The 19,957-nt window shown below is 42.0% G+C and carries 18 protein-coding genes and 1 pseudogene; all 19 read left to right on the plus strand.

The features are described 5' to 3' along the window. Window positions 1-171: 171 nt before the first annotated feature. Complete coding sequence (gene spoIIE / locus LCD34_RS10765; protein ID WP_224558970.1) at window positions 172-2,655, plus strand: stage II sporulation protein E; 2,484 nt, start codon at window positions 172-174, stop codon at window positions 2,653-2,655. A gap of 76 nt (window positions 2,656-2,731) precedes the next feature. After that, a complete protein-coding gene (locus tag LCD34_RS10770; protein WP_008341829.1) occupies window positions 2,732-3,466 on the plus strand; it encodes a vWA domain-containing protein in 735 nt (244 codons plus the stop codon). Next, on the plus strand, window positions 3,450-4,460 hold the full coding sequence (locus tag LCD34_RS10775; protein ID WP_224558972.1) for a protein kinase domain-containing protein: 1,011 nt from the start codon (window positions 3,450-3,452) through the stop codon (window positions 4,458-4,460). The genes LCD34_RS10770 and LCD34_RS10775 overlap by 17 nt, the downstream gene beginning before the upstream one ends. A 96-nt stretch (window positions 4,461-4,556) precedes the next feature. Continuing rightward, a pseudogene (gene tilS / locus LCD34_RS10780) lies at window positions 4,557-5,979 on the plus strand (tRNA lysidine(34) synthetase TilS). Next, window positions 5,976-6,515: a hypoxanthine phosphoribosyltransferase gene (gene hpt, locus LCD34_RS10785; RefSeq protein ID WP_007496175.1), complete on the plus strand. Its 540-nt coding sequence runs from the start codon at window positions 5,976-5,978 to the stop codon at window positions 6,513-6,515. The pseudogene tilS and the gene hpt overlap by 4 nt, the downstream one beginning before the upstream one ends. A gap of 95 nt (window positions 6,516-6,610) precedes the next feature. Then, the gene (gene ftsH, locus LCD34_RS10790) at window positions 6,611-8,515 is read left to right on the plus strand and encodes an ATP-dependent zinc metalloprotease FtsH (RefSeq protein WP_007496173.1); all 1,905 of its coding nucleotides are present in this window, start codon (window positions 6,611-6,613) and stop codon (window positions 8,513-8,515) included. A 163-nt stretch (window positions 8,516-8,678) separates the two neighbouring features. After that, a complete protein-coding gene (locus LCD34_RS10795; protein ID WP_008341820.1) occupies window positions 8,679-9,455 on the plus strand; it encodes a type III pantothenate kinase in 777 nt (258 codons plus the stop codon). A 15-nt stretch (window positions 9,456-9,470) separates the two neighbouring features. Next, window positions 9,471-10,346, plus strand: coding sequence for an Hsp33 family molecular chaperone HslO (gene hslO, locus LCD34_RS10800; RefSeq protein ID WP_007496169.1), 876 nt, complete (start codon window positions 9,471-9,473; stop codon window positions 10,344-10,346). Between the two features lie 52 nt (window positions 10,347-10,398). After that, window positions 10,399-11,301, plus strand: a complete 903-nt coding sequence (locus LCD34_RS10805; RefSeq protein WP_025206605.1) for a peptidyl-prolyl cis-trans isomerase — start codon at window positions 10,399-10,401, stop codon at window positions 11,299-11,301. A 77-nt stretch (window positions 11,302-11,378) separates the two neighbouring features. Continuing rightward, window positions 11,379-12,302, plus strand: a complete 924-nt coding sequence (gene cysK, locus LCD34_RS10810) for a cysteine synthase A (RefSeq protein WP_008341814.1) — start codon at window positions 11,379-11,381, stop codon at window positions 12,300-12,302. 124 nt (window positions 12,303-12,426) lie between these two features. Further along, the gene (locus LCD34_RS10815; protein WP_224558974.1) at window positions 12,427-13,845 is read left to right on the plus strand and encodes an anthranilate synthase component I family protein; all 1,419 of its coding nucleotides are present in this window, start codon (window positions 12,427-12,429) and stop codon (window positions 13,843-13,845) included. 13 nt (window positions 13,846-13,858) lie between these two features. Further along, window positions 13,859-14,452, plus strand: a complete 594-nt coding sequence (gene pabA, locus LCD34_RS10820) for an aminodeoxychorismate/anthranilate synthase component II (RefSeq protein ID WP_008341810.1) — start codon at window positions 13,859-13,861, stop codon at window positions 14,450-14,452. Then, window positions 14,449-15,297 carry an aminodeoxychorismate lyase gene (pabC, locus tag LCD34_RS10825; protein ID WP_224558993.1) on the plus strand — a complete coding sequence of 283 codons (849 nt, stop codon included), beginning with the start codon at window positions 14,449-14,451 and terminating at the stop codon, window positions 15,295-15,297. Before pabA ends, pabC begins: the two co-directional genes overlap by 4 nt. Window positions 15,298-15,306: 9 nt before the next feature. Then, on the plus strand, window positions 15,307-16,164 hold the full coding sequence (folP, locus tag LCD34_RS10830) for a dihydropteroate synthase (RefSeq protein ID WP_024719371.1): 858 nt from the start codon (window positions 15,307-15,309) through the stop codon (window positions 16,162-16,164). Continuing rightward, entirely contained in the window at window positions 16,157-16,519 is a 363-nt protein-coding gene (gene folB / locus LCD34_RS10835; protein WP_024719372.1) for a dihydroneopterin aldolase, read from the plus strand. The genes folP and folB overlap by 8 nt, the downstream gene beginning before the upstream one ends. Next, window positions 16,516-17,019 carry a 2-amino-4-hydroxy-6-hydroxymethyldihydropteridine diphosphokinase gene (gene folK / locus LCD34_RS10840; RefSeq protein WP_007496156.1) on the plus strand — a complete coding sequence of 168 codons (504 nt, stop codon included), beginning with the start codon at window positions 16,516-16,518 and terminating at the stop codon, window positions 17,017-17,019. The genes folB and folK overlap by 4 nt, the downstream gene beginning before the upstream one ends. After that, window positions 16,971-17,204 (plus strand): helix-turn-helix domain-containing protein, encoded by a 234-nt coding sequence (locus tag LCD34_RS10845; RefSeq protein ID WP_017366448.1) that lies wholly within the window; start codon window positions 16,971-16,973, stop codon window positions 17,202-17,204. The genes folK and LCD34_RS10845 overlap by 49 nt, the downstream gene beginning before the upstream one ends. Next, entirely contained in the window at window positions 17,197-18,198 is a 1,002-nt protein-coding gene (dusB, locus tag LCD34_RS10850; RefSeq protein WP_224558995.1) for a tRNA dihydrouridine synthase DusB, read from the plus strand. Before LCD34_RS10845 ends, dusB begins: the two co-directional genes overlap by 8 nt. 90 nt (window positions 18,199-18,288) lie before the next feature. Beyond that, the gene (gene lysS, locus LCD34_RS10855; RefSeq protein WP_025206611.1) at window positions 18,289-19,788 is read left to right on the plus strand and encodes a lysine--tRNA ligase; all 1,500 of its coding nucleotides are present in this window, start codon (window positions 18,289-18,291) and stop codon (window positions 19,786-19,788) included. The last annotated feature ends 169 nt before the right edge of the window (window positions 19,789-19,957 follow it).

The following is a 19,957-nucleotide window of genomic DNA, read 5'->3' on the forward strand; positions in this document are numbered from 1 at the left end:
TTTTTGTGCTTTCGTAAAATTCTGATGAAAGACATCGACTTTCAAGAAAGTATGCCTTTTTGGCAAATAAAGCGTCGAACGTTTTATGGAAACGACAACTTCTTTTGACAAAATTTCTTTTTCACCTTCGCTATAATGACAAGCAACGAATATCAGGTGGGGGATGAAAAGATGGAAAAACTAGAAAGAAGAACTGATTTAACGGGAGCCGGGTTTGAAAGAATCAGTGCAGGGTTAAAAAAGATGAAAAACCTGTTTCTTCATCATACGCATTCTCTTTTTTTCTATAAAGGGTTTATTTATGTTGTTCTGGGCTTTTTATTGGGACGAGCCTTTATCTTATCTGAAATTATGCCGTTTGCATTGCCTTTCTTTGGGTCCATGCTGCTCATTAAAAGGGATAAAGCGATGCTTGCTTGTCTTGCTTTACTCGCTGGAGCGATGACGATATCACCTCAAAATGCATTATTCGTATTTGCGTCATTGATCGTGTTCCTCCTCATGTCAAAGGTCGTTTCATTTATCATCAAAGACCCAGTGAAAACATTACCGGTTGTGATTGTGCTCTCAATGCTGATGACCAGGGGAGCTTTTGTATACCTCGAGCAGGGTGCGGTTCAAAGCTATGACTATGTGATGTCAGGGGTTGAAGCTGGACTTGCCTTCATTTTGACACTGATTTTTCTTCAAAGTTTGCCGATCTTTACAGTCAGGAAAATCAAACACTCCTTAAAGGTTGAAGAAATTATTTGCTTTATGATATTAATCGCTTCAGTTTTAACTGGTCTGGCTGGGATCACATTTCAAGGAATGCAGGCAGAGCATATTTTGTCACGATATGTAGTGCTGAGCTTTGCCTTTATTGGAGGAGCGAGTATTGGTTGTACAGTGGGTGTTGTAACTGGATTAATTCTTGGTCTCGCCAACATCGGCAACCTTTATCAGATGAGTCTGCTTGCCTTCTCGGGCTTATTAGGCGGATTACTAAAAGAGGGGAAAAAAGCAGGAGCCGCCATCGGCTTGATTGTGGGTTCTTTACTAATCTCCCTCTACGGTGAAGGGTCAGCAGGGCTAATGACCACGCTATATGAATCACTCATCGCAGTTGCACTGTTTTTACTCACGCCACAGTCAGTAACGTCCAAGGTGGCAAAATATATTCCTGGTACGGTAGAGCATGTACAGGAACAGCAGCAATATGCTAGAAAAGTACGAGACGTGACAGCAAAAAAGGTAGATCAATTCTCTAATGTATTTCATGCGCTGTCTGAGAGTTTTGCGACATTTTACGAATCCATTCCTGAGGAGAAGAAGCAGGAAGAGGATGTAGATCTTTTTTTAAGTACGATCACAGAACGTTCCTGTCAAACGTGCTATAAGAAAAATAAATGCTGGGTGCAGAACTTTGATACAACCTATGAACTCATGAAACAAGTTATGCATGAATCTGATGAAAAAACGTACGAGCATAACCGGAAGTTGAAAAAGAAATTCAGTCAGCACTGCTCAAAATCAAAGCATGTAGAAGAATTGATTGAAGAGGAGATAGCTTACTATAAAGCAAACCAGACCTTAAAGAAAAAGGTCCAAGACAGCAGGCGCCTTGTGGCTGAACAACTCATGGGTGTCTCACAAGTCATGGAGGATTTTTCCCGGGAAATAAAACGAGAAAGAGAGCAGCATTTTATTCAGGAAGAGCAGATGATAGAAGCACTTCAGAACTTTGGAATTGAAATTCAGCAAGTTGAAATTTATAGCTTAGAACAGGGAAATGTTGATATAGAGATGAGAATTCCCTATTGCCAAGGTCATGGGGAATGCGAAAAAATCATCGCTCCAATGCTCTCGGATATTTTAGAAGAACAAGTTTTAGTCAAAGCAGAGCAGTGTGCGGAGCATCCAACAGGTTATTGTCATGTTGTATTCGGTTCTGCAAAATCGTATCGAGTGTCTACAGGTGTAGCACATGCAGCGAAAGGCGGAGGATTAGTATCTGGAGACAGCTACAGCATGATGGAGCTGGGTGCAGGTAAATATGCCGCAGCTATTAGTGATGGGATGGGAAATGGAGCAAGAGCCCATTTTGAAAGCAATGAAACGATCAAGCTGTTAGAAAAAATTTTGGCGTCTGGTATTGATGAAAAAGTAGCGATTAAAACAATTAATAGCATTTTATCTTTACGGACAACAGATGAAATCTATTCCACATTAGACTTATCCATCATTGATTTACAGGATGCGAGCTGTAAGTTCCTCAAGATTGGCTCCACTCCAAGTTTTATTAAACGTGGTGATCAAGTGATGAAGGTACAGGCCAGCAACTTGCCTATTGGCATTATTGATGAATTTGAAGTAGAAGTGGTGAGTGAACAGATGAAGGCAGGAGATCTCCTTATCATGATGAGCGACGGTATCTTTGAAGGACCAAAGCATATCGAAAATCATGATTTGTGGGTCAAACGAAAAATGAAGAGCTTTAAAACAGAAGATCCGCAAGAGATTGCTGATTTATTAATGGAGGAGGTCATTCGCACAAGAGCAGGTCAAATTGATGACGATATGACGGTTGTCGTCATTAGGCTCGACCACAATACACCAAAATGGGCATCCATTCCGACAGGTACATTCTATCTTCAGAAACAAGAGATTTCTTGAAATATCGTATAATATGAATTTCTTCTGGCGATGATGGGGATATAAGCATTCAGTTACAATCCCAGGAGGAATGAAGATGCGAAAAGGTCACGTAAACCAAATCTTACTGATTACAGATGGCTGCTCAAATCATGGGGAAGACCCACTTGCGATTGCCGCATTGGCAAAGGAGCAAGGGATCACAGTCAATGTCATTGGCATTATGGAAGAGAACAGACACGATCATGAAGCGATGAAAGAAGTAGAGGGGATTGCTCTAGCAGGCGGAGGCATTCATCAGGTTGTCTACGTTCAGCAATTGTCTCAAACCGTACAAATGGTGACAAAAAAGGCGATGACGCAAACGTTACAAGGTGTTGTGAATAAAGAATTGCAGCAAATTCTTGGCAAAGATACTGAAATTGAAGAACTTCCCCCAGATAAGCGTGGAGAAGTGATGGAGGTTGTGGACGAGCTCGGTGAGACGGTTCATCTTCAAGTGCTTGTGCTTGTGGATACGAGTGCAAGTATGAAACCGAAGCTGCCAACGGTCAAAGAAGCACTCATCGATCTCTCTATTAGTCTAAATTCGAGAATTGGTGAAAATCAGTTTGGGATGTGTGTATTTCCCGGGAAAAACTCAGATGCAGAAATTGTGTTGAACTGGACGCCTCGGTTCGATTCGTTATCATCGATTTTCCCGAAGCTGACAACAGGAGGAATTACACCGACTGGACCAGCAATTCGAGAAGCACTCCAGCATTTCAAATCAGTTCGTTCACGAAAAGGGCTGCTTGAAGCGAAGGAAGAACATGATGAATTCGGCTTCTAACATCCCATTAGGTACAATGATAAAAGGAAAGTGGCATCAACAACATTACCGCATTGTAAAAGAGCTGGGAAAAGGGGCGAACGGTGTGGTTTATCTGGCCGAATCGTCAAAGGGGCAAGTGGCCCTTAAAGTGAGTGATGACAGTATGCTCATTGCATCTGAAGTCAATGTATTAAAATCCTTTTCAAAGGCTCCTGTGAAAACCATGGGGCCTTCTTTTTATGATATGGATGATGCTCTTTATCCTGGTATGTCAGAGAAACGGTCGTTTTATGTCATGGAGTATGTCAGAGGACCATTGCTGCTTGAATTTGTGAAACAAAAAGGCGATGAATGGATCGTCGTTCTCATGATTCAACTGTTGTCTAACCTTGCTCACTTACATAAGGAAGGCTGGATATTCGGTGACTTGAAGCCTGATAATCTCATCGTTTCAGGCCCCCCAGCTACGATTCGATGTATTGATGTTGGAGGAACAACGAAGGCAGGAAGGGCGATTAAGGAATACACCGAGTTTTTTGACCGCGGCTACTGGGGCTTCGGTACAAGAAAAGCAGAACCTTCTTATGATCTATTTGCTTTAAGTATGGTCATGGTGAACTGTGCCTATAAAAAAGAATTTAAAAAAGGGGCAGAACCAGAAAAGCAGCTTTATCGGGCGATTGAAGGACATCCTTTATTAAAGCGATATGAGAGGGTGTTAAAAGCGGCTCTCCAAGGCAAATATCAATCAGCGGCAGACATGAAAAGCGCGATGCTGAAAGAAGGACAATTGCTTGCTTCAAGAAAATCACGACAAAAGAAGCCATCACAGCAAACTAGGCAAAAGCCAGCTGTTTCCCAACATCAACAGGCCGTACCTTCACGATCAAGAGTTGCTGCTGCGAAAAGAACATCAGTACGCAAAAAATCAGGCGGGCTTTTTGAAACCATTCTCATCTTATGCAGTGTGCTCGCTCTTTACTGTGCTTATGTGGTTTTATTCCTATTATAGAGCTGTAAAAAAGCAGGCTTCTTCTTTGCTTGGAGCTAATGAAAGTGATAGGATATGTATATCTTTAAATTACCTGCTCTTTGTGAGGAGGAAGTTGTGAATAGAATTGAATCTTTTTTGAAAAAACATGATGTTTTCCTTGAAAATACGACAGTCATTGTCGGGGTTTCTGGCGGACCAGATTCTATGCTCTTGCTGCATGAACTAAACAAACGTCGAAAAGGTTCCTTTCAGCTGATTGCAGCCCATGTAGATCACATGTTCAGAGGAGAAGAATCCTTTGCTGATTTGGCATTTGTTGAAGCGTACTGTAAAGAGCATGAGATCCTTTTTGAATCGGCTCGTATACAGGTCACCCAATATGCAAAAGAAAACCGCTTAAACAAGCAGGCAGCTGCAAGAGAGTGCAGATATGCTTTCTTTCGTCAATTGATGGAACAGTACAACGCTCAATTTATAGCGCTTGCACATCATGGAGACGATCAAGTAGAAACAATGGTGATGAGGCTGACAAGAGGGACTGTTGGAATAGGACTCGCAGGTATGCAAGCAAAGCGCCCTTTTCAAGAAGGGTGGCTGATTCGTCCGCTGATTGGATATTCTAAGGATGATGTACTCACTTCTTGCGAAAAAGAACAAGTTCCTTATGTCATTGATCAAAGCAATCACACCGATGACTACTTGAGAAACCGGATCAGAAGACACGTTCTTCCCGTGTTAAAAGAAGAGGCACCTCATGTGCATGAAAGCTTTCAGTTTGTAAGTGACATGCTGACTGAGGATGAGCAGTACTTGCAGGCATTAACAAAGGATCAAATGCATCAAGTCATTACGAATCAAACGCCTAAGCAAATTGAGATCAAAACGAAGCCTTTGCTTGACCTGCCTTTGCCTTTACAAAGAAGAGGCATTCAACTAATATTAAACTATCTTTATGAAAACACTCAATCAGCGTTTTCAAACCAGCATATTCTAGGGACTTTGGACTGGTTATCTCATACTGATCAACCGTCTGGATCATTAGATTTGCCAAAAGGTTTACAAGCTGTCAAATCTTATGATCACTGTATGTTTACCTTTGAACGATCGCTTGTCATAGATCAGTCATATACTCATCATTTAAAAGGTGAGCTTGGCGAGGAACTTTTTCTCCCGAATGGACAGTCTATCTTGGTATCAAATCATGTTCCGAAGGATGCACGGAACGGAAACCATTTTTTCTTGCTTCAAAAAGATCATGTTCGTCTTCCTTTGATCATTCGCTCACGAAAAAACGGTGATCGAATCAAACTAAAAGGGATGAATGGATCAAAAAAGGTGAAAGATATATTTATTGATAAAAAAGTGCCTCTTGCAGAAAGAGACAGCTGGCCGATCGTCACTGACTCGGATCATCAAATCATCTGGATCCCAGGTCTGAAAAAATCCGTTTTTGAAGAAATTGATATGACAAACAGCGATCTCATTGTATTACAATATAGACAGCACGAAAATTTGTAGGGGGCAAGCAAAAGCATGAAACAAGATATTGAAAAGATTTTGATCTCAGAAGAAGAGATCCAGCTAAAAGTGAAGGAACTGGGTGCAACATTAACCAGCGATTATGATGGTAAATTTCCCCTGGCTATTGGTGTTTTGAAAGGGGCTCTTCCATTCATGGCAGACCTGATCAAACACATTGATACATATTTAGAGCTTGATTTTATGGATGTATCTAGCTACGGAAAGTCTACCGTATCTTCTGGAGAAGTGAAGATCATCAAAGATCTAGATACTTCTGTTGAAGGAAGAGATATTCTAATTATGGAAGATATCATCGACAGTGGGTTAACTTTGAGTTATCTGGTAGAGCTTTTCCGATACCGTAAAGCAAACTCCATTAAAATTGTGACATTGCTTGATAAACCAAGCGGCCGCAAAGCAGACATCAAAGCAGATTATGTTGGGTTTGAAGTACCAGATGCATTTGTTGTTGGCTATGGATTGGATTTTGCCGAACGTTACCGAAACCTCCCGTATATTGGAGTGTTAAAACCATCTGTTTACGAAGGCTAATGAGCACACGTTTACATGAGGTTATTGGTTGTGTTGGAATGATTTTCTATGATACTATTGAACATAGTTGTGCTTACTGTGGGAGGAGGTAAGGAATGAATCGGGTTTTTCGTAATACGATTTTTTATATACTTATTTTATTACTTGTGATAGGGGTTGTCAGTTGGTTAGGATCCCCTAATCAAAAGCCTGAGAACATGTCTTACAGCAAATTTTCGCAAAATTTAAGTGCGGGAAAAGTGGAGAGTATCTCCATCCAGCCTGTAAGAGGGGTTTATGAAATTCGTGGTCAATTAGATGGCGCGAAGAAAGATGAATACTTCATTACCCACGTTCCAGACGGTCAAGGAGTTGACCAAATTTACAGTGCACTGAAGAATACAGATGTAAAAGTAGAACCAGCACCTGAAACAAATGGATGGCTGCAAGTTCTGACAACCATCATTCCATTCATCATCATCTTTATCCTGTTCTTCTTCTTATTGAACCAAGCTCAAGGCGGTGGAAGCCGTGTCATGAACTTTGGTAAGAGTAAGGCGAAGCTTTACACAGAAGAGAAGAAACGTGTGAAATTTAAAGATGTTGCCGGTGCGGATGAAGAAAAACAAGAGCTCGTAGAAGTGGTTGAATTCTTAAAAGATCCACGTAAATTTGCGGAGCTTGGCGCAAGAATCCCTAAAGGGGTTTTACTGGTAGGACCTCCAGGTACAGGTAAAACATTGCTTGCGAGAGCATCTGCAGGAGAAGCAGGCGTTCCTTTCTTCAGCATCAGTGGTTCTGACTTCGTCGAGATGTTCGTCGGTGTCGGTGCATCACGTGTACGTGATTTGTTTGAAAATGCGAAAAAGAATGCACCTTGCTTAATCTTTATTGATGAGATTGATGCAGTGGGTCGTCAGCGTGGAGCAGGTCTTGGCGGTGGTCATGATGAGCGTGAACAAACGCTTAACCAGCTTCTTGTTGAAATGGATGGTTTTAGTGCCAACGAAGGTATTATTATCATTGCTGCAACGAACCGTGCAGATATCCTAGATCCTGCATTGCTACGTCCGGGACGTTTTGACCGTCAAATTACGGTTGACCGCCCAGATGTCATTGGCCGTGAAGAAGTACTGAAGGTTCATGCGAAAAACAAACCGCTTGATGATACAGTCAACTTGAAAGCCATTGCAAGCAGAACACCAGGGTTCTCTGGAGCAGATCTTGAGAACTTACTAAACGAAGCAGCACTTGTTGCTGCCCGTCAAAACAAAAAGAAAATTGATATGCGTGATATCGACGAAGCAACTGACCGTGTCATTGCTGGACCGGCTAAGAAAAGCCGTGTCATTTCGAAGAAAGAACGCAATATCGTGGCGTACCATGAAGCAGGTCATACCGTCATTGGACTTGTCCTTGACGAAGCTGACATGGTGCATAAAGTAACGATCGTTCCTCGTGGTCAGGCAGGCGGATATGCGGTCATGCTTCCAAGAGAAGACCGTTATTTCCAAACGAAGCCAGAGCTTCTTGATAAAATCGTCGGCTTGCTCGGCGGTCGTGTTGCAGAGGAAATTACGTTTGGTGAGGTAAGTACAGGCGCTCACAACGACTTCCAGCGTGCAACAGGCATTGCAAGAAGAATGGTCACAGAGTTCGGTATGTCTGATAAACTTGGTCCTCTACAATTCGGTCAAGCACAAGGAGGTCAAGTATTCCTTGGCCGTGATTTCAACAACGAGCCGAATTATAGTGAAGCGATCGCTTATGAAATTGACCAAGAAGTTCAGCGCTTCATCAAAGAAAGCTACGAACGTGCGAAACAAATTCTCACTGAGAATAAAGATAAGCTAGAAATCATCGCACAAGCTCTTCTAGAAGTGGAAACATTAGATGCTGAACAAATTAAATCTCTTTACGATACTGGAAAGCTTCCAGAGCGTGTATACGCAGATGACGAAGAGAAAAACGATGATGTGAAAGTGAACATCAAGAAAAAAGAAGAAGACGAGGAGATTTAATCTCCTTCTATAAAAAGCTGTCGGGCTCACCGGCAGCTTTTTTTATTTCGATTCATGAATGGATCGGTTTCGAATTGTTTACAAATGGAACTCAATTCGTGTATGGTATGATAGAAAGTCGAAAAATGCTCTTTTTGAGACACTATTCAAAGTGGTGATGAAGTTGTTACTCGTGATAGATGTAGGAAACACAAATACCGTTTTAGGTGTTTATCATAATGGCGATTTGAACTACCATTGGCGGATTGAAACAAGCCGTCATAAAACAGAAGATGAATTTGGTATGGCAATCCGATCCTTATTTGACTATGTAGGGCTGATGTTTGACCAGATAGAAGGGATTATCATTTCTTCTGTTGTCCCGCCAATGATGTTTGCTCTGGAAAGAATGTGCGAAAAGTATTTTCACATTACTCCTCAAATCGTTGGGCCTGGCATGAAGACTGGATTAAACATTATGTGTGACAATCCAAAGGAAGTCGGCGCTGATCGAATTGTGAACGCAGTGGCGGCCATTCACCTGTATGGGGCACCTCTCATTGTGGTAGACTTTGGAACAGCCACAACCTACTGCTATATCAATGAACAAAAACAATACATGGGTGGCGCAATTGCACCGGGTATTACCATCTCAACAGAGGCTTTATATACAAGAGCGGCTAAGCTGCCAAGGATTGAAATTGTTCGTCCAGATCATATCGTAGGGAAAAACACGATCAGTGCGATGCAATCAGGTATCCTGTATGGATATGTTGGTCAAGTCGAGGGAATAGTGAAACGGATGAAGCAGCAAGCCAAACAAACACCGAAAGTCATTGCAACAGGCGGTTTGTCTACATTGATTGGAAATGAATCAGACTGTATTGATATTGTCGATCCGTTCCTCACATTAAAAGGGCTCCAATTAATTTATGAACGCAATCGTGTCGGTGTATTATAGGAGGGTTTAATCAAAATGGATTATTTAGTTAAAGCGTTAGCATATGACGGGAAAGTCCGTGCGTATGCTGCGAACACAACAGATACAATCAACGAAGCGCAGAGGAGACACCATACGTGGCCAACTGCTTCAGCTGCAATCGGCAGAACCATGACAGCGACTGTCATGATGGGAGCCATGCTGAAAGGCGAGAATAAATTAACTGTCAAAATTGAAGGTGGTGGGCCGATCGGAGCCATCATTGCGGATGGAAACGCAAAAGGTCAGGTGCGCGGATATGTCTCAAACCCACAAGTTCACTTTGATTTAAATGAACATGGGAAGCTGGACGTTAGACGTGCTGTTGGAACATCTGGAACGTTAAGTGTTGTCAAAGATATCGGACTGAAAGACCACTTTACAGGGCAAACAGAAATTGTCTCAGGTGAAATTGGAGATGACTTTACTTATTACCTCGTCTCCTCTGAACAAGTGCCATCCTCTGTAGGTGTGGGTGTTCTTGTCAATCCAGATAACTCGATCCTTGCAGCAGGCGGTTTCATCATTCAATTGCTGCCTGGAACAGAAGATGCAGTCATCGAAAGACTCGAAAAGAGATTATCAACCATTGAACCAATCTCTAAACTGATTGAAAAAGGGATGACTCCTGAAGAAATTTTAGAAGAAGTGCTCGGTGAAAAACCTCAAATTTTAGAAACTGTACCTGTCGAATTTTCTTGTAACTGCTCAAAAGAACGGTTTGCCAACGGTATTATCAGCCTAGGGAAAGCCGAAATTGAGGATATGATTGAACAAGACGGACAAGCAGAAGCTCAATGCCATTTTTGTAACGAAACGTATGTATTTACAAAAGAAGAGCTAGAAGAGCTACGTGAAGAAATAACCCGCTAAGCTCTAAGCAGCGGGTTTTCTTTTTAGAATGGAAAGGAGACGAAAGATGAGACTGAAAGCAAGAGTGGTATGGACATTTATCCTCGTTCTGCTCATGATTAATGCCGTTGTCATTGCATATGTATTAACAAAGTCACAAATGTCGCAAGCTTCTTCAAATGGGAAGAGCGGTGAAGAAATTGCTTCTATTGGGAAAGAGAAAGTCACACGTCAAGAATGGTTAAAGAAAATGGAAGACCGCTACGGAAAGGCAACACTTGAACAAATGATCAATCAGAAGGTAGTCAATCAGCTTGCGAAAGAAAACAAGCTGGAGGTATCTTCAAAAGAGATCAATCGTGAGCTGCTGATGCTGAAAGCGGTATCTAATAATTTCTACGAAGACGGTCATACAAGTGAAAAGGAATGGAAAGAGCAGATTCGTTATCAAATTTTATTAGAACAGCTTCTAACGAGAGATGCGGTCGTTTCTGAAAAAGAAGCCAAATCCTTTTATGAAAAAAACAAAGACTTGTATCAATATGATGACTCATACCGAATTCGACACATTGTTGTGAAAACAAAAGACGAGGCACAAAGTGTATTAAAAGATTTAAAGGGCGGATCTAGCTTCGAAGCTGTAGCAGCTGAACGATCCACCGATCGATATACCTCTCCTTACGGCGGAGATCTTGGATTTGTCACAGAAGAACAAGAAAGCATCCCAGCCCTATACATACAAGAAGCCCAAAAGCTTCAGCCAGATGAATGGACGAAAGAGCCGATCGAGATCAAAAACGGTTATGCCATCATACAATTAAAAGAAAAATTAAATGGCCGCTCCTTCTCTTATGAAGAAGTCAAAGATCAGATCAAAAGGCAGATCGCCATGGAAGATCTGGGTGAAAAGGCGAATGTCAAAACCCTGTGGAAAGAAGCAAAAGTCACATGGTTTTACGATGGAGAGCAGGACTAAAAGCATTGACAAAATTTTTCGAAATTGATAATTTAATATTAATACAATAAAATTACTCGGAGATAGAGGTGTTAGTGATGGCTCGTATTGCAAATTCAGTTTTTGAACTAATAGGAAATACACCAGTCGTTAAATTAAACCGTTTAGTAGATGAAGACAGTGCGGATGTCTACTTGAAACTTGAATATATGAACCCAGGCAGCAGTGTAAAAGATCGTATTGCGTTAGCGATGATCGAAGATGCTGAAGCAAAAGGTACATTAAAAGCTGGTGACACACTCATTGAGCCAACAAGTGGAAACACAGGAATCGGTCTTGCGATGGTCGCGGCTGCAAAAGGAATCAATGCGATTTTAGTTATGCCGGATACAATGAGTCAGGAGCGCCGCAACCTTTTACGCGCTTACGGTGCAGAGCTTGTATTAACACCGGGTGCAGAAGGAATGAAAGGTGCCATCAAAAAAGCAGAAGAATTAGCAGAAGAGCACGGATACTTCATGCCTCAGCAGTTCAGCAATGAAGCCAATGCTGAGATTCACCGCCGCACAACAGGGAAAGAGATTCTTGAACAGTTTGACGGCGACCTTGATGCATTTATTGCAGGAGTTGGTACGGGCGGTACGATTACAGGTGCTGGTGAAGTCCTGAAAGAAGCCATTCCATCTATTCAGCTTTATGCGGTAGAACCAACAGATTCTCCTGTACTATCAGGCGGGAAACCAGGTCCGCATAAAATTCAAGGCATCGGAGCAGGGTTTGTTCCATCTATCTTGAACACAGAAGTATATGACGGCATTATCCAAGTGAAAAACGAAGATGCATTTGAACTTGCAAGAAAGGCAGCGAAAGAAGAAGGAATCCTTGGTGGTATATCTTCAGGAGCAGCCATTTATGCAGCGCTTCAAACAGCGAAGAAGCTTGGTAAAGGGAAAAAGGTTCTAGCGATTATTCCAAGTAATGGTGAACGTTACCTTAGTACGCCGCTTTATCAATTTGATTAAACAATACACCCCAGCATTTGCTGGGGTTTTTTCATGAATTCTGAAGATGGAAAGCAAATACTATTTTCTAATTAAAATGGATTGCATTACAATAAGATTAATGAAAATAAAAAAGGATGATTACATGACACAACGTAGGCCGATGGGCATCAAAATTCCTTTTACGAAAGATGCATTCTTGAAACGATACGAACAATTAACGGCTCATGAATCACATCACGTCCTTCTTGAAAGTGCACGTGGCGGAGAATACAGTATTGCCGGCATTCATCCGATCGCTAAAGCGAAAGGGAAGGACGGGATGACCACCATCCATTATCAGAATGAGGTGTTGTTCAAAGAGGGAGATCCTTTTAGGGCGTTTGCTGATTGGTTTCAAACCCTACAAACCGAAACGAACGACGAATACCCTGACTTCCAAGGTGGAGCGATTGGATTTTTGAGCTATGATTACGCAAGATATATCGAGCATTTTAAAATGCTGTCCATCGATGATTTGAAGACGCCTGATTTGTATTTCCTCGTATTCAATGATGTCGCTGTCTTTGATCATAATAAAGACGTCCTCTGGCTGATCACTCATACAGAAGGAGACGAACCTGTCAGTGAAGTTCATCAAAGACTCGAAGAATTAAAGCAAAGCTGGACAAGCACATCAGAAGAATCAGCACATTCACCTGTCAACGTGTCTTCTTCGGAATGTGTACCTGCTGCACCTTTTACTGAAGAAGCTTTCGGGGAAGCTGTAGAATCGATTAAACAATATATCGCCAGCGGTGACGTGTTCCAAGTGAACCTATCGATTAGACAAGATGAACAGCTTCATACCCACCCATATCATTTATACAAAACATTACGTCACGTGAATCCATCTCCATATATGTCATATCTGCACACGCCAGATTTCCAAATTGTCTGTGGATCTCCAGAACTGCTTATTAAGAAAAAAGGCATTCAGCTCGAAACAAGACCGATCGCTGGCACAAGATCAAGAGGCAAGGATGATGCAGAAGATCAAGCGCTGGCAAAAGAACTCATTGAAGATGAAAAAGAACGCGCAGAACATGTGATGCTTGTTGATCTTGAGCGGAATGATCTTGGACGAGTGTCTACTTATGGCTCAGTCAAGGTGAACGAATTTATGGCCATTGAGAAATATTCACACGTGATGCACATTGTATCAAATGTCCAAGGGGAGCTGCGTGATGATTGTGATGCAGTAGATGTCATGAGAGCTGTATTCCCAGGCGGAACGATTACAGGTGCGCCAAAAGTGAGAACAATGGAAATCATAGAAGAACTTGAGCCAACAAGACGTGGGCTTTATACTGGATCTATAGGCTGGTTTGGATTCAATCAAGATATGCATTTTAATATCGTCATTCGTACGGCTTATTGTACAGGGGGCAGAGCCTTCATGCAGTCAGGTGCAGGCATTGTCATCGATTCTGTACCAAAGCACGAATACAAAGAATCGATTAAAAAAGCCTATGCAGTGAAAAAAGCATTACAGTTGAGCAAAGAAGAGACTATTTTGAGTTAGAGGTGAGCAGAGTATGATATTAATGATTGATAATTACGATTCATTTACGTACAACCTGGTCCAGTATTTAGGTGAGCTTGGGGAAGAACTGATTGTAAAACGAAACGATCAAGTCACTATTCAAGAAATCGAAGAGCTCAAGCCAGACTTTCTGATGATTTCTCCAGGACCTTGCAGTCCGGATGAAGCAGGAATTAGTATGGAAGCGATCAAACATTTTGCTGGGAAGATTCCGATCTTTGGTGTCTGTTTAGGTCATCAATCCATTGCACAAGTATTTGGTGGAGATGTCATTCGTGCGGAGCGGTTAATGCATGGGAAAACATCAGAGATTGAACATGACGGCAAAGGTGTCTTCACGGGACTCCAAAATCCGCTCGTCGCAACGAGATATCATTCATTAATTGTTAAAGACGAGACGCTGCCGGAGTGCTTTGTCAGAACAGCGAGCACAAAGGAAGGCGAACTCATGGCCATTCGCCATAAAGAACTTCCGATTGAAAGTGTTCAATTCCATCCAGAATCGATTATGACGTCCTTCGGTAAAGAAATGCTCAGAAATTTCATTGAAACCTATCGTAAAAAGGGGAATGAAGTAAACGCATGATCATTTACCTGAACGGTCAGTATATAGAGGAGAAAGACGCGACTCTTTCTCCTTTTGATCATGGTTTTCTATATGGCATCGGTGTATTCGAAACATTTACCTCTCTAGCAGGACAAGTCTTCTTGTTAGACTGGCATCTTGAAAGGCTCAATCAATCATTGCGTGACCTTTGCATCGAATCCACAATAGAGAAACCATTTGTACTCGACATCATTCATACATTATTCAATCAAAACCAAATAACGGGCGGTCATGCGAGGATCCGCTTCAATGTTTCTGCGGGCAGAGGCAATGGATTTTCTGCAGACCCTTATGAGGAGCCTGTTGTTTTTGTGATGATCTCCCCATTCCGGCCTGAATCAATAGTAGATGAAAAACAGGGAATCATTCTTGATACAAGAAGAAACACACCGGAAGGTCCAAGACGGCTCAAGTCGCATCATTACATGAACAACCTGCTGGCGAAAAGAGAAGTAGGGAACGATCCGTCGATAGAAGGGATCTTTTTAACAAAAGAAGACGATGTGGCAGAAGGAATTACGTCAAATCTATTTTGGCGAAAAAAAGATGTGATCTATACACCTTCACTTGATACCGGCATTTTAAACGGGGTTACCCGTCGATATTGTATCGAAACGCTGCAAGCTTCGGGGATCCCACTAATAGAAGGAAGATATCCACTCTCACACTTGCTCTCAGCTGATGAGGCGTGGATGACCAATTCGGTTCAGGGAATTGTGCCTTTTAAAAATATCGGAGACACCGTCCTGCAAAACCACAACCGAACGATTTCGACCAAGCTGAGAACAGAATATAAAAAAGCACGTCTAGAACATAAAGAGTAGGTGGACACAATGACACAACAATTGATAAAACAGCCTAAAATCATACAAGCCAAGCACCATACCCTTAGTTATGAAGAGAAGACATTGGTCATGGGCATTTTAAATGTCACACCGGACTCTTTTTCAGATGGAGGAAAATTCAATCAAATTGATAAAGCGCTGGCTCATGCAACGCAGCTCATAGAAGATGGGGCGCATATTATTGATATTGGCGGTGAATCGACTCGGCCGGGAGCGGCACTTGTCTCAGAGCAAGAGGAGCTTTCAAGGGTCATTCCTGTCATTGAGAAGATCACAAAAGAATTGGACATACCTATTTCTATTGATACGTATAAAGCCCATGTAGCAGATGAGGCAGTGAAAGCAGGAGCCTCAATCATTAATGATGTATGGGGGGCGAAAGCTGATCCTCAAATGGCGCATGTGGCAGCGAAGCACAACGTGCCAATCATCTTAATGCACAATCGACCAGAGCGGAATTACACCCATCTGATTTCAGATATGATTGCAGATCTGAAAGAAAGTGTTCAAATTGTAAAACAAGCGGGTGTCCGTGATGACATGATTATATTAGACCCTGGTGTAGGATTTGCGAAAAATAAAACTGACAACCTCATGGTCATGAATGAACTTGAACATTTTTGCCACCTAGGGTATCCGCTGCTTCTAGCAACATCCCGCAAACGATTCATCGGTGCAGTTTTAGACCTGCCGCCTGAAGAACGTACTGAAGGAACGGGTGCAACGGTCTGTCTTGGGATTCAAAAGGGCAGCGCGATGGTCCGAGTGCATGATGTAAAAGAAATCGCAAGAATGGCAAAAATGATGGATGCCATGCTGAATAAAGGAGGCGCTTATCATCGATAAAGTATATGTAAACGGAATGGAATTTTACGGCTATCACGGTGTATTTGCAGAAGAGAATAAACTAGGCCAGCGCTTTCGTGTGGACCTAACAGCTTCACTTGATTTAAGTAAGGCAGGACAAACGGATGACCTAAATGAGACCATCAACTATGCTGAGCTCTACAACATCTGCAAAAATATTGTAGAAGGGGATCCAGTGAACCTCGTTGAAACGCTGACAGAAAGAATTGCAAACCAAGTGTTAAAGGACTTTCCGACAGTTCAAGAATGTACAGTAAAAGTAATCAAACCAGATCCGCCAATTCCAGGACACTATCAGTCCGTTGCTATTGAAATGACGAGATCACGCGCATGAACAATACAGCATATATCGCTTTAGGTTCAAACATAGGAAAAAAGGAAACCTACTTAAAAGAAGCTGTCAAAAAACTTCACGAACATCCAGGTGTTCAAGTTGAATCCATTTCATCTATATATGAGACAACACCTGTAGGCTACGAGAATCAGGATGACTTCTTGAACATGGCTGTGAAGATTTCCACCTCGCTTCGTCCTGAAGAACTTCTATCACTGACTCAGAACATTGAGCAGGAGTTGGGCAGAACAAGAGAAGTGAGGTGGGGTCCACGGACAGCTGACCTTGACATTTTACTTTATAATCGTGAAAATATTGAAACAGAACAACTTGTAGTGCCGCATCCTAGAATGTACGAACGTTTATTCGTTCTTGTTCCGATGAGTGAGATTTGCCCAGAAATCGGCGAAGCCCAGATAAACGCCGTAACAGACCAAGAAGGTGTAAGCATATGGAAAAAGACATGTGGGGTAGAAGAATTCGTGCATACCGAAAGCTAAAAGGGTATACTCAGGAAGGGTTCGCCAAAAGACTGGGCATCTCTGTCTCTGTCTTAGGGGAAATTGAGCGAGGCAATCGATTACCAACAAACCAAATGGTTGGTCAAATAGCAGATGCTTTAAATATAACGGTGGAAGAACTTTCACCAATACTTGAAGAGGAAAGGAGGGGACTAGATGTTTAAAATCGGAGATATTGAAATTAAAAACAAAGTAGTGCTCGCACCAATGGCTGGTGTGTGTAACTCTGCTTTCAGACTCACGGTGAAAGAGTTTGGAGCGGGCCTAGTCTGCGCTGAAATGGTCAGTGACAAAGCGATCTTGATTAATAATGCCAGAACGATGGGCATGCTGTACATTGATGAACGTGAAAAACCGTTGAGCCTTCAGATATTTGGGGGAGAAAAGGACACGCTCGTGGAAGCGGCCAAGTTTGTAGACCAGAATACAACGGCGGACATTATTGATATTAATATGGGATGTCCTGTACCAAAGATCACGAAATGTGACGCAGGAGCGAAATGGCTGCTGGATCCAAACAAGATTTACGAAATGGTATCCGCAGTCGTAGATGCTGTAGATAAACCTGTTACGGTGAAAATGAGAATGGGCTGGGACGAAGACCATATCTTCGCTATCGACAATGCCCGTGCTGTTGAACGAGCAGGTGGACAAGCGGTTGCGCTTCACGGACGGACACGTGTGCAGATGTACGAAGGAACAGCGAATTGGGATATTATAAAAGAGGTCAAACAATCTGTTTCCATTCCAGTCATCGGCAATGGAGATGTCAAAACCCCTCAGGATGCAAAACGTATGCTTGATGAAACGGGTGCAGATGCTGTCATGATCGGAAGAGCCGCACTAGGAAACCCGTGGATGATTTACCGGACGGTTCATTATTTAGAAACGGGTGAACTAAAAGAAGAGCCTAATGTGCGTGAGAAAATGTCTGTGTGCAAACTTCACTTAGACAGACTCATAGACCTGAAAGGCGAGCGTGTGGCTGTCAGAGAAATGAGAAAACATGCAGCATGGTACTTAAAAGGTGTCCGAGGCAATGCAGATGTAAGAAACCAAATCAATCAAAGTGAAACGAGAGCGGAGCTTGTAAAAGTTCTAGATGACTTTACGATCGAAGCAGAGGCAAAAGAGCTTCAAAGAATAAAAGTAGGATAAGACTATCTTTCTTTTTGTAGCTCACTGCTAGTGCACGTACTGGCAGTTTTTCTGCTTTTCTCTGCAAAATACATTATTGGAGTGATATAAATGAGTAATGAAGGGCTTAATAACGAAGAATTAAATGATCAATTCCAAGTAAGACGTGACAAAATGAATAAAATGAGAGAAGAGGGTATCGATCCATTCGGTGAACGATATGACCGTTCTCATCAATCTGCACAAATTATTGCTGAATATGACGAGTTTTCAAAAGAAGACTTAGAAGAAAAAGCAGCTCAAGTAACAATTGCTGGCCGTATGATGACAAAGCGTGGAAAAGGGAAAGCTGGCTTTGCACACATTCAAGACTTAGAAGGACAAATTCAAATCTATGTACGTAAAGATAGTGTAGGAGAAGAAGCTTACGAATTATTCAAAAGCTCGGACCTAGGCGATATTATCGGTGTGACGGGAACCGTATTTAAAACGAATGTAGGAGAACTTTCAATTAAAGCGACTAGCTTTGAGGTTCTGACAAAAGCACTTCGCCCGCTCCCTGATAAATATCACGGACTAAAAGATGTTGAACAACGCTATCGTCAGCGTTACCTTGACTTGATTGTCAATCCAGAAAGTAAGCAGACGTTCATCATGCGAAGCAAAATCATTCAATCAATGAGAAGATACTTAGATTCAAAAGGATACCTAGAAGTTGAAACACCAACAATGCATAGCATCCCTGGTGGTGCATCAGCTCGTCCTTTCATTACTCATCACAATGCACTTGATATGCCGCTTTATATGCGTATTGCGATCGAGCTGCATTTAAAACGTCTGATTGTCGGTGGTCTAGAGAAAGTATACGAGATTGGTCGCGTATTCCGTAATGAAGGAGTCTCAACTCGTCATAACCCGGAATTTACTATGATTGAGCTGTATGAAGCATATGCAGACTATAAAGACATCATGAACCTAACGGAAAACTTGATTGCTCATATTGCCCAAGAGGTACTAGGAACAACAACGATTCAATATGGAGAAGATGAAATTGATCTCAAACCTGAATGGAAGAGACTCCATATGGTTGAAGCAGTCAAAGAAGCGACAGGTGTAGACTTCTGGCAAGAGATGTCTGTAGAAGAAGCAAAACAGCATGCTGCTGATCACGGTGTTGAAATCACAAAAAACATGACAGTAGGTCATATTATCAATGAGTTCTTCGAGCAAAAAGTAGAAGAAACACTGGTTCAGCCTACTTTTATTTACGGGCACCCAGTCGAGATTTCTCCATTAGCTAAGAAAAATCCTGAAGACCCGCGCTTCACGGACCGCTTTGAGCTATTCATCGTGCGCCGCGAGCATGCAAATGCATTCACAGAGCTAAACGATCCGATCGATCAAAGAGAACGCTTTGAAGCTCAATTAAAAGAACGTGAAGAAGGAAACGACGAAGCACATCTAATGGATGACGATTTTGTTGAAGCATTAGAATATGGCATGCCGCCAACAGGTGGACTAGGAATCGGTATCGACCGATTAATCATGCTACTAACAAATTCTCCATCAATCAGAGATGTACTGCTTTTCCCGCAAATGAGAAACCGTTAATACATCAACAAAAGCGCCATTTGATCTGTGGTGCTTTTTATTTTTCATAAAATGAAACTTTTTTCAAAAAAACTATTGCAAGAAAAGAATCCAGATGGTATATTATTATTCGTTGCCGCAAAACAGCAACGAGGTTGAAAAAAGAAAATGAAAAAAGTTCTTGACTTCA

Source organism: Bacillus sp. RAR_M1_44 (genome assembly GCF_020165935.1).
GTDB classification, from domain to species: domain Bacteria; phylum Bacillota; class Bacilli; order Bacillales; family Bacillaceae; genus Bacillus; species Bacillus altitudinis.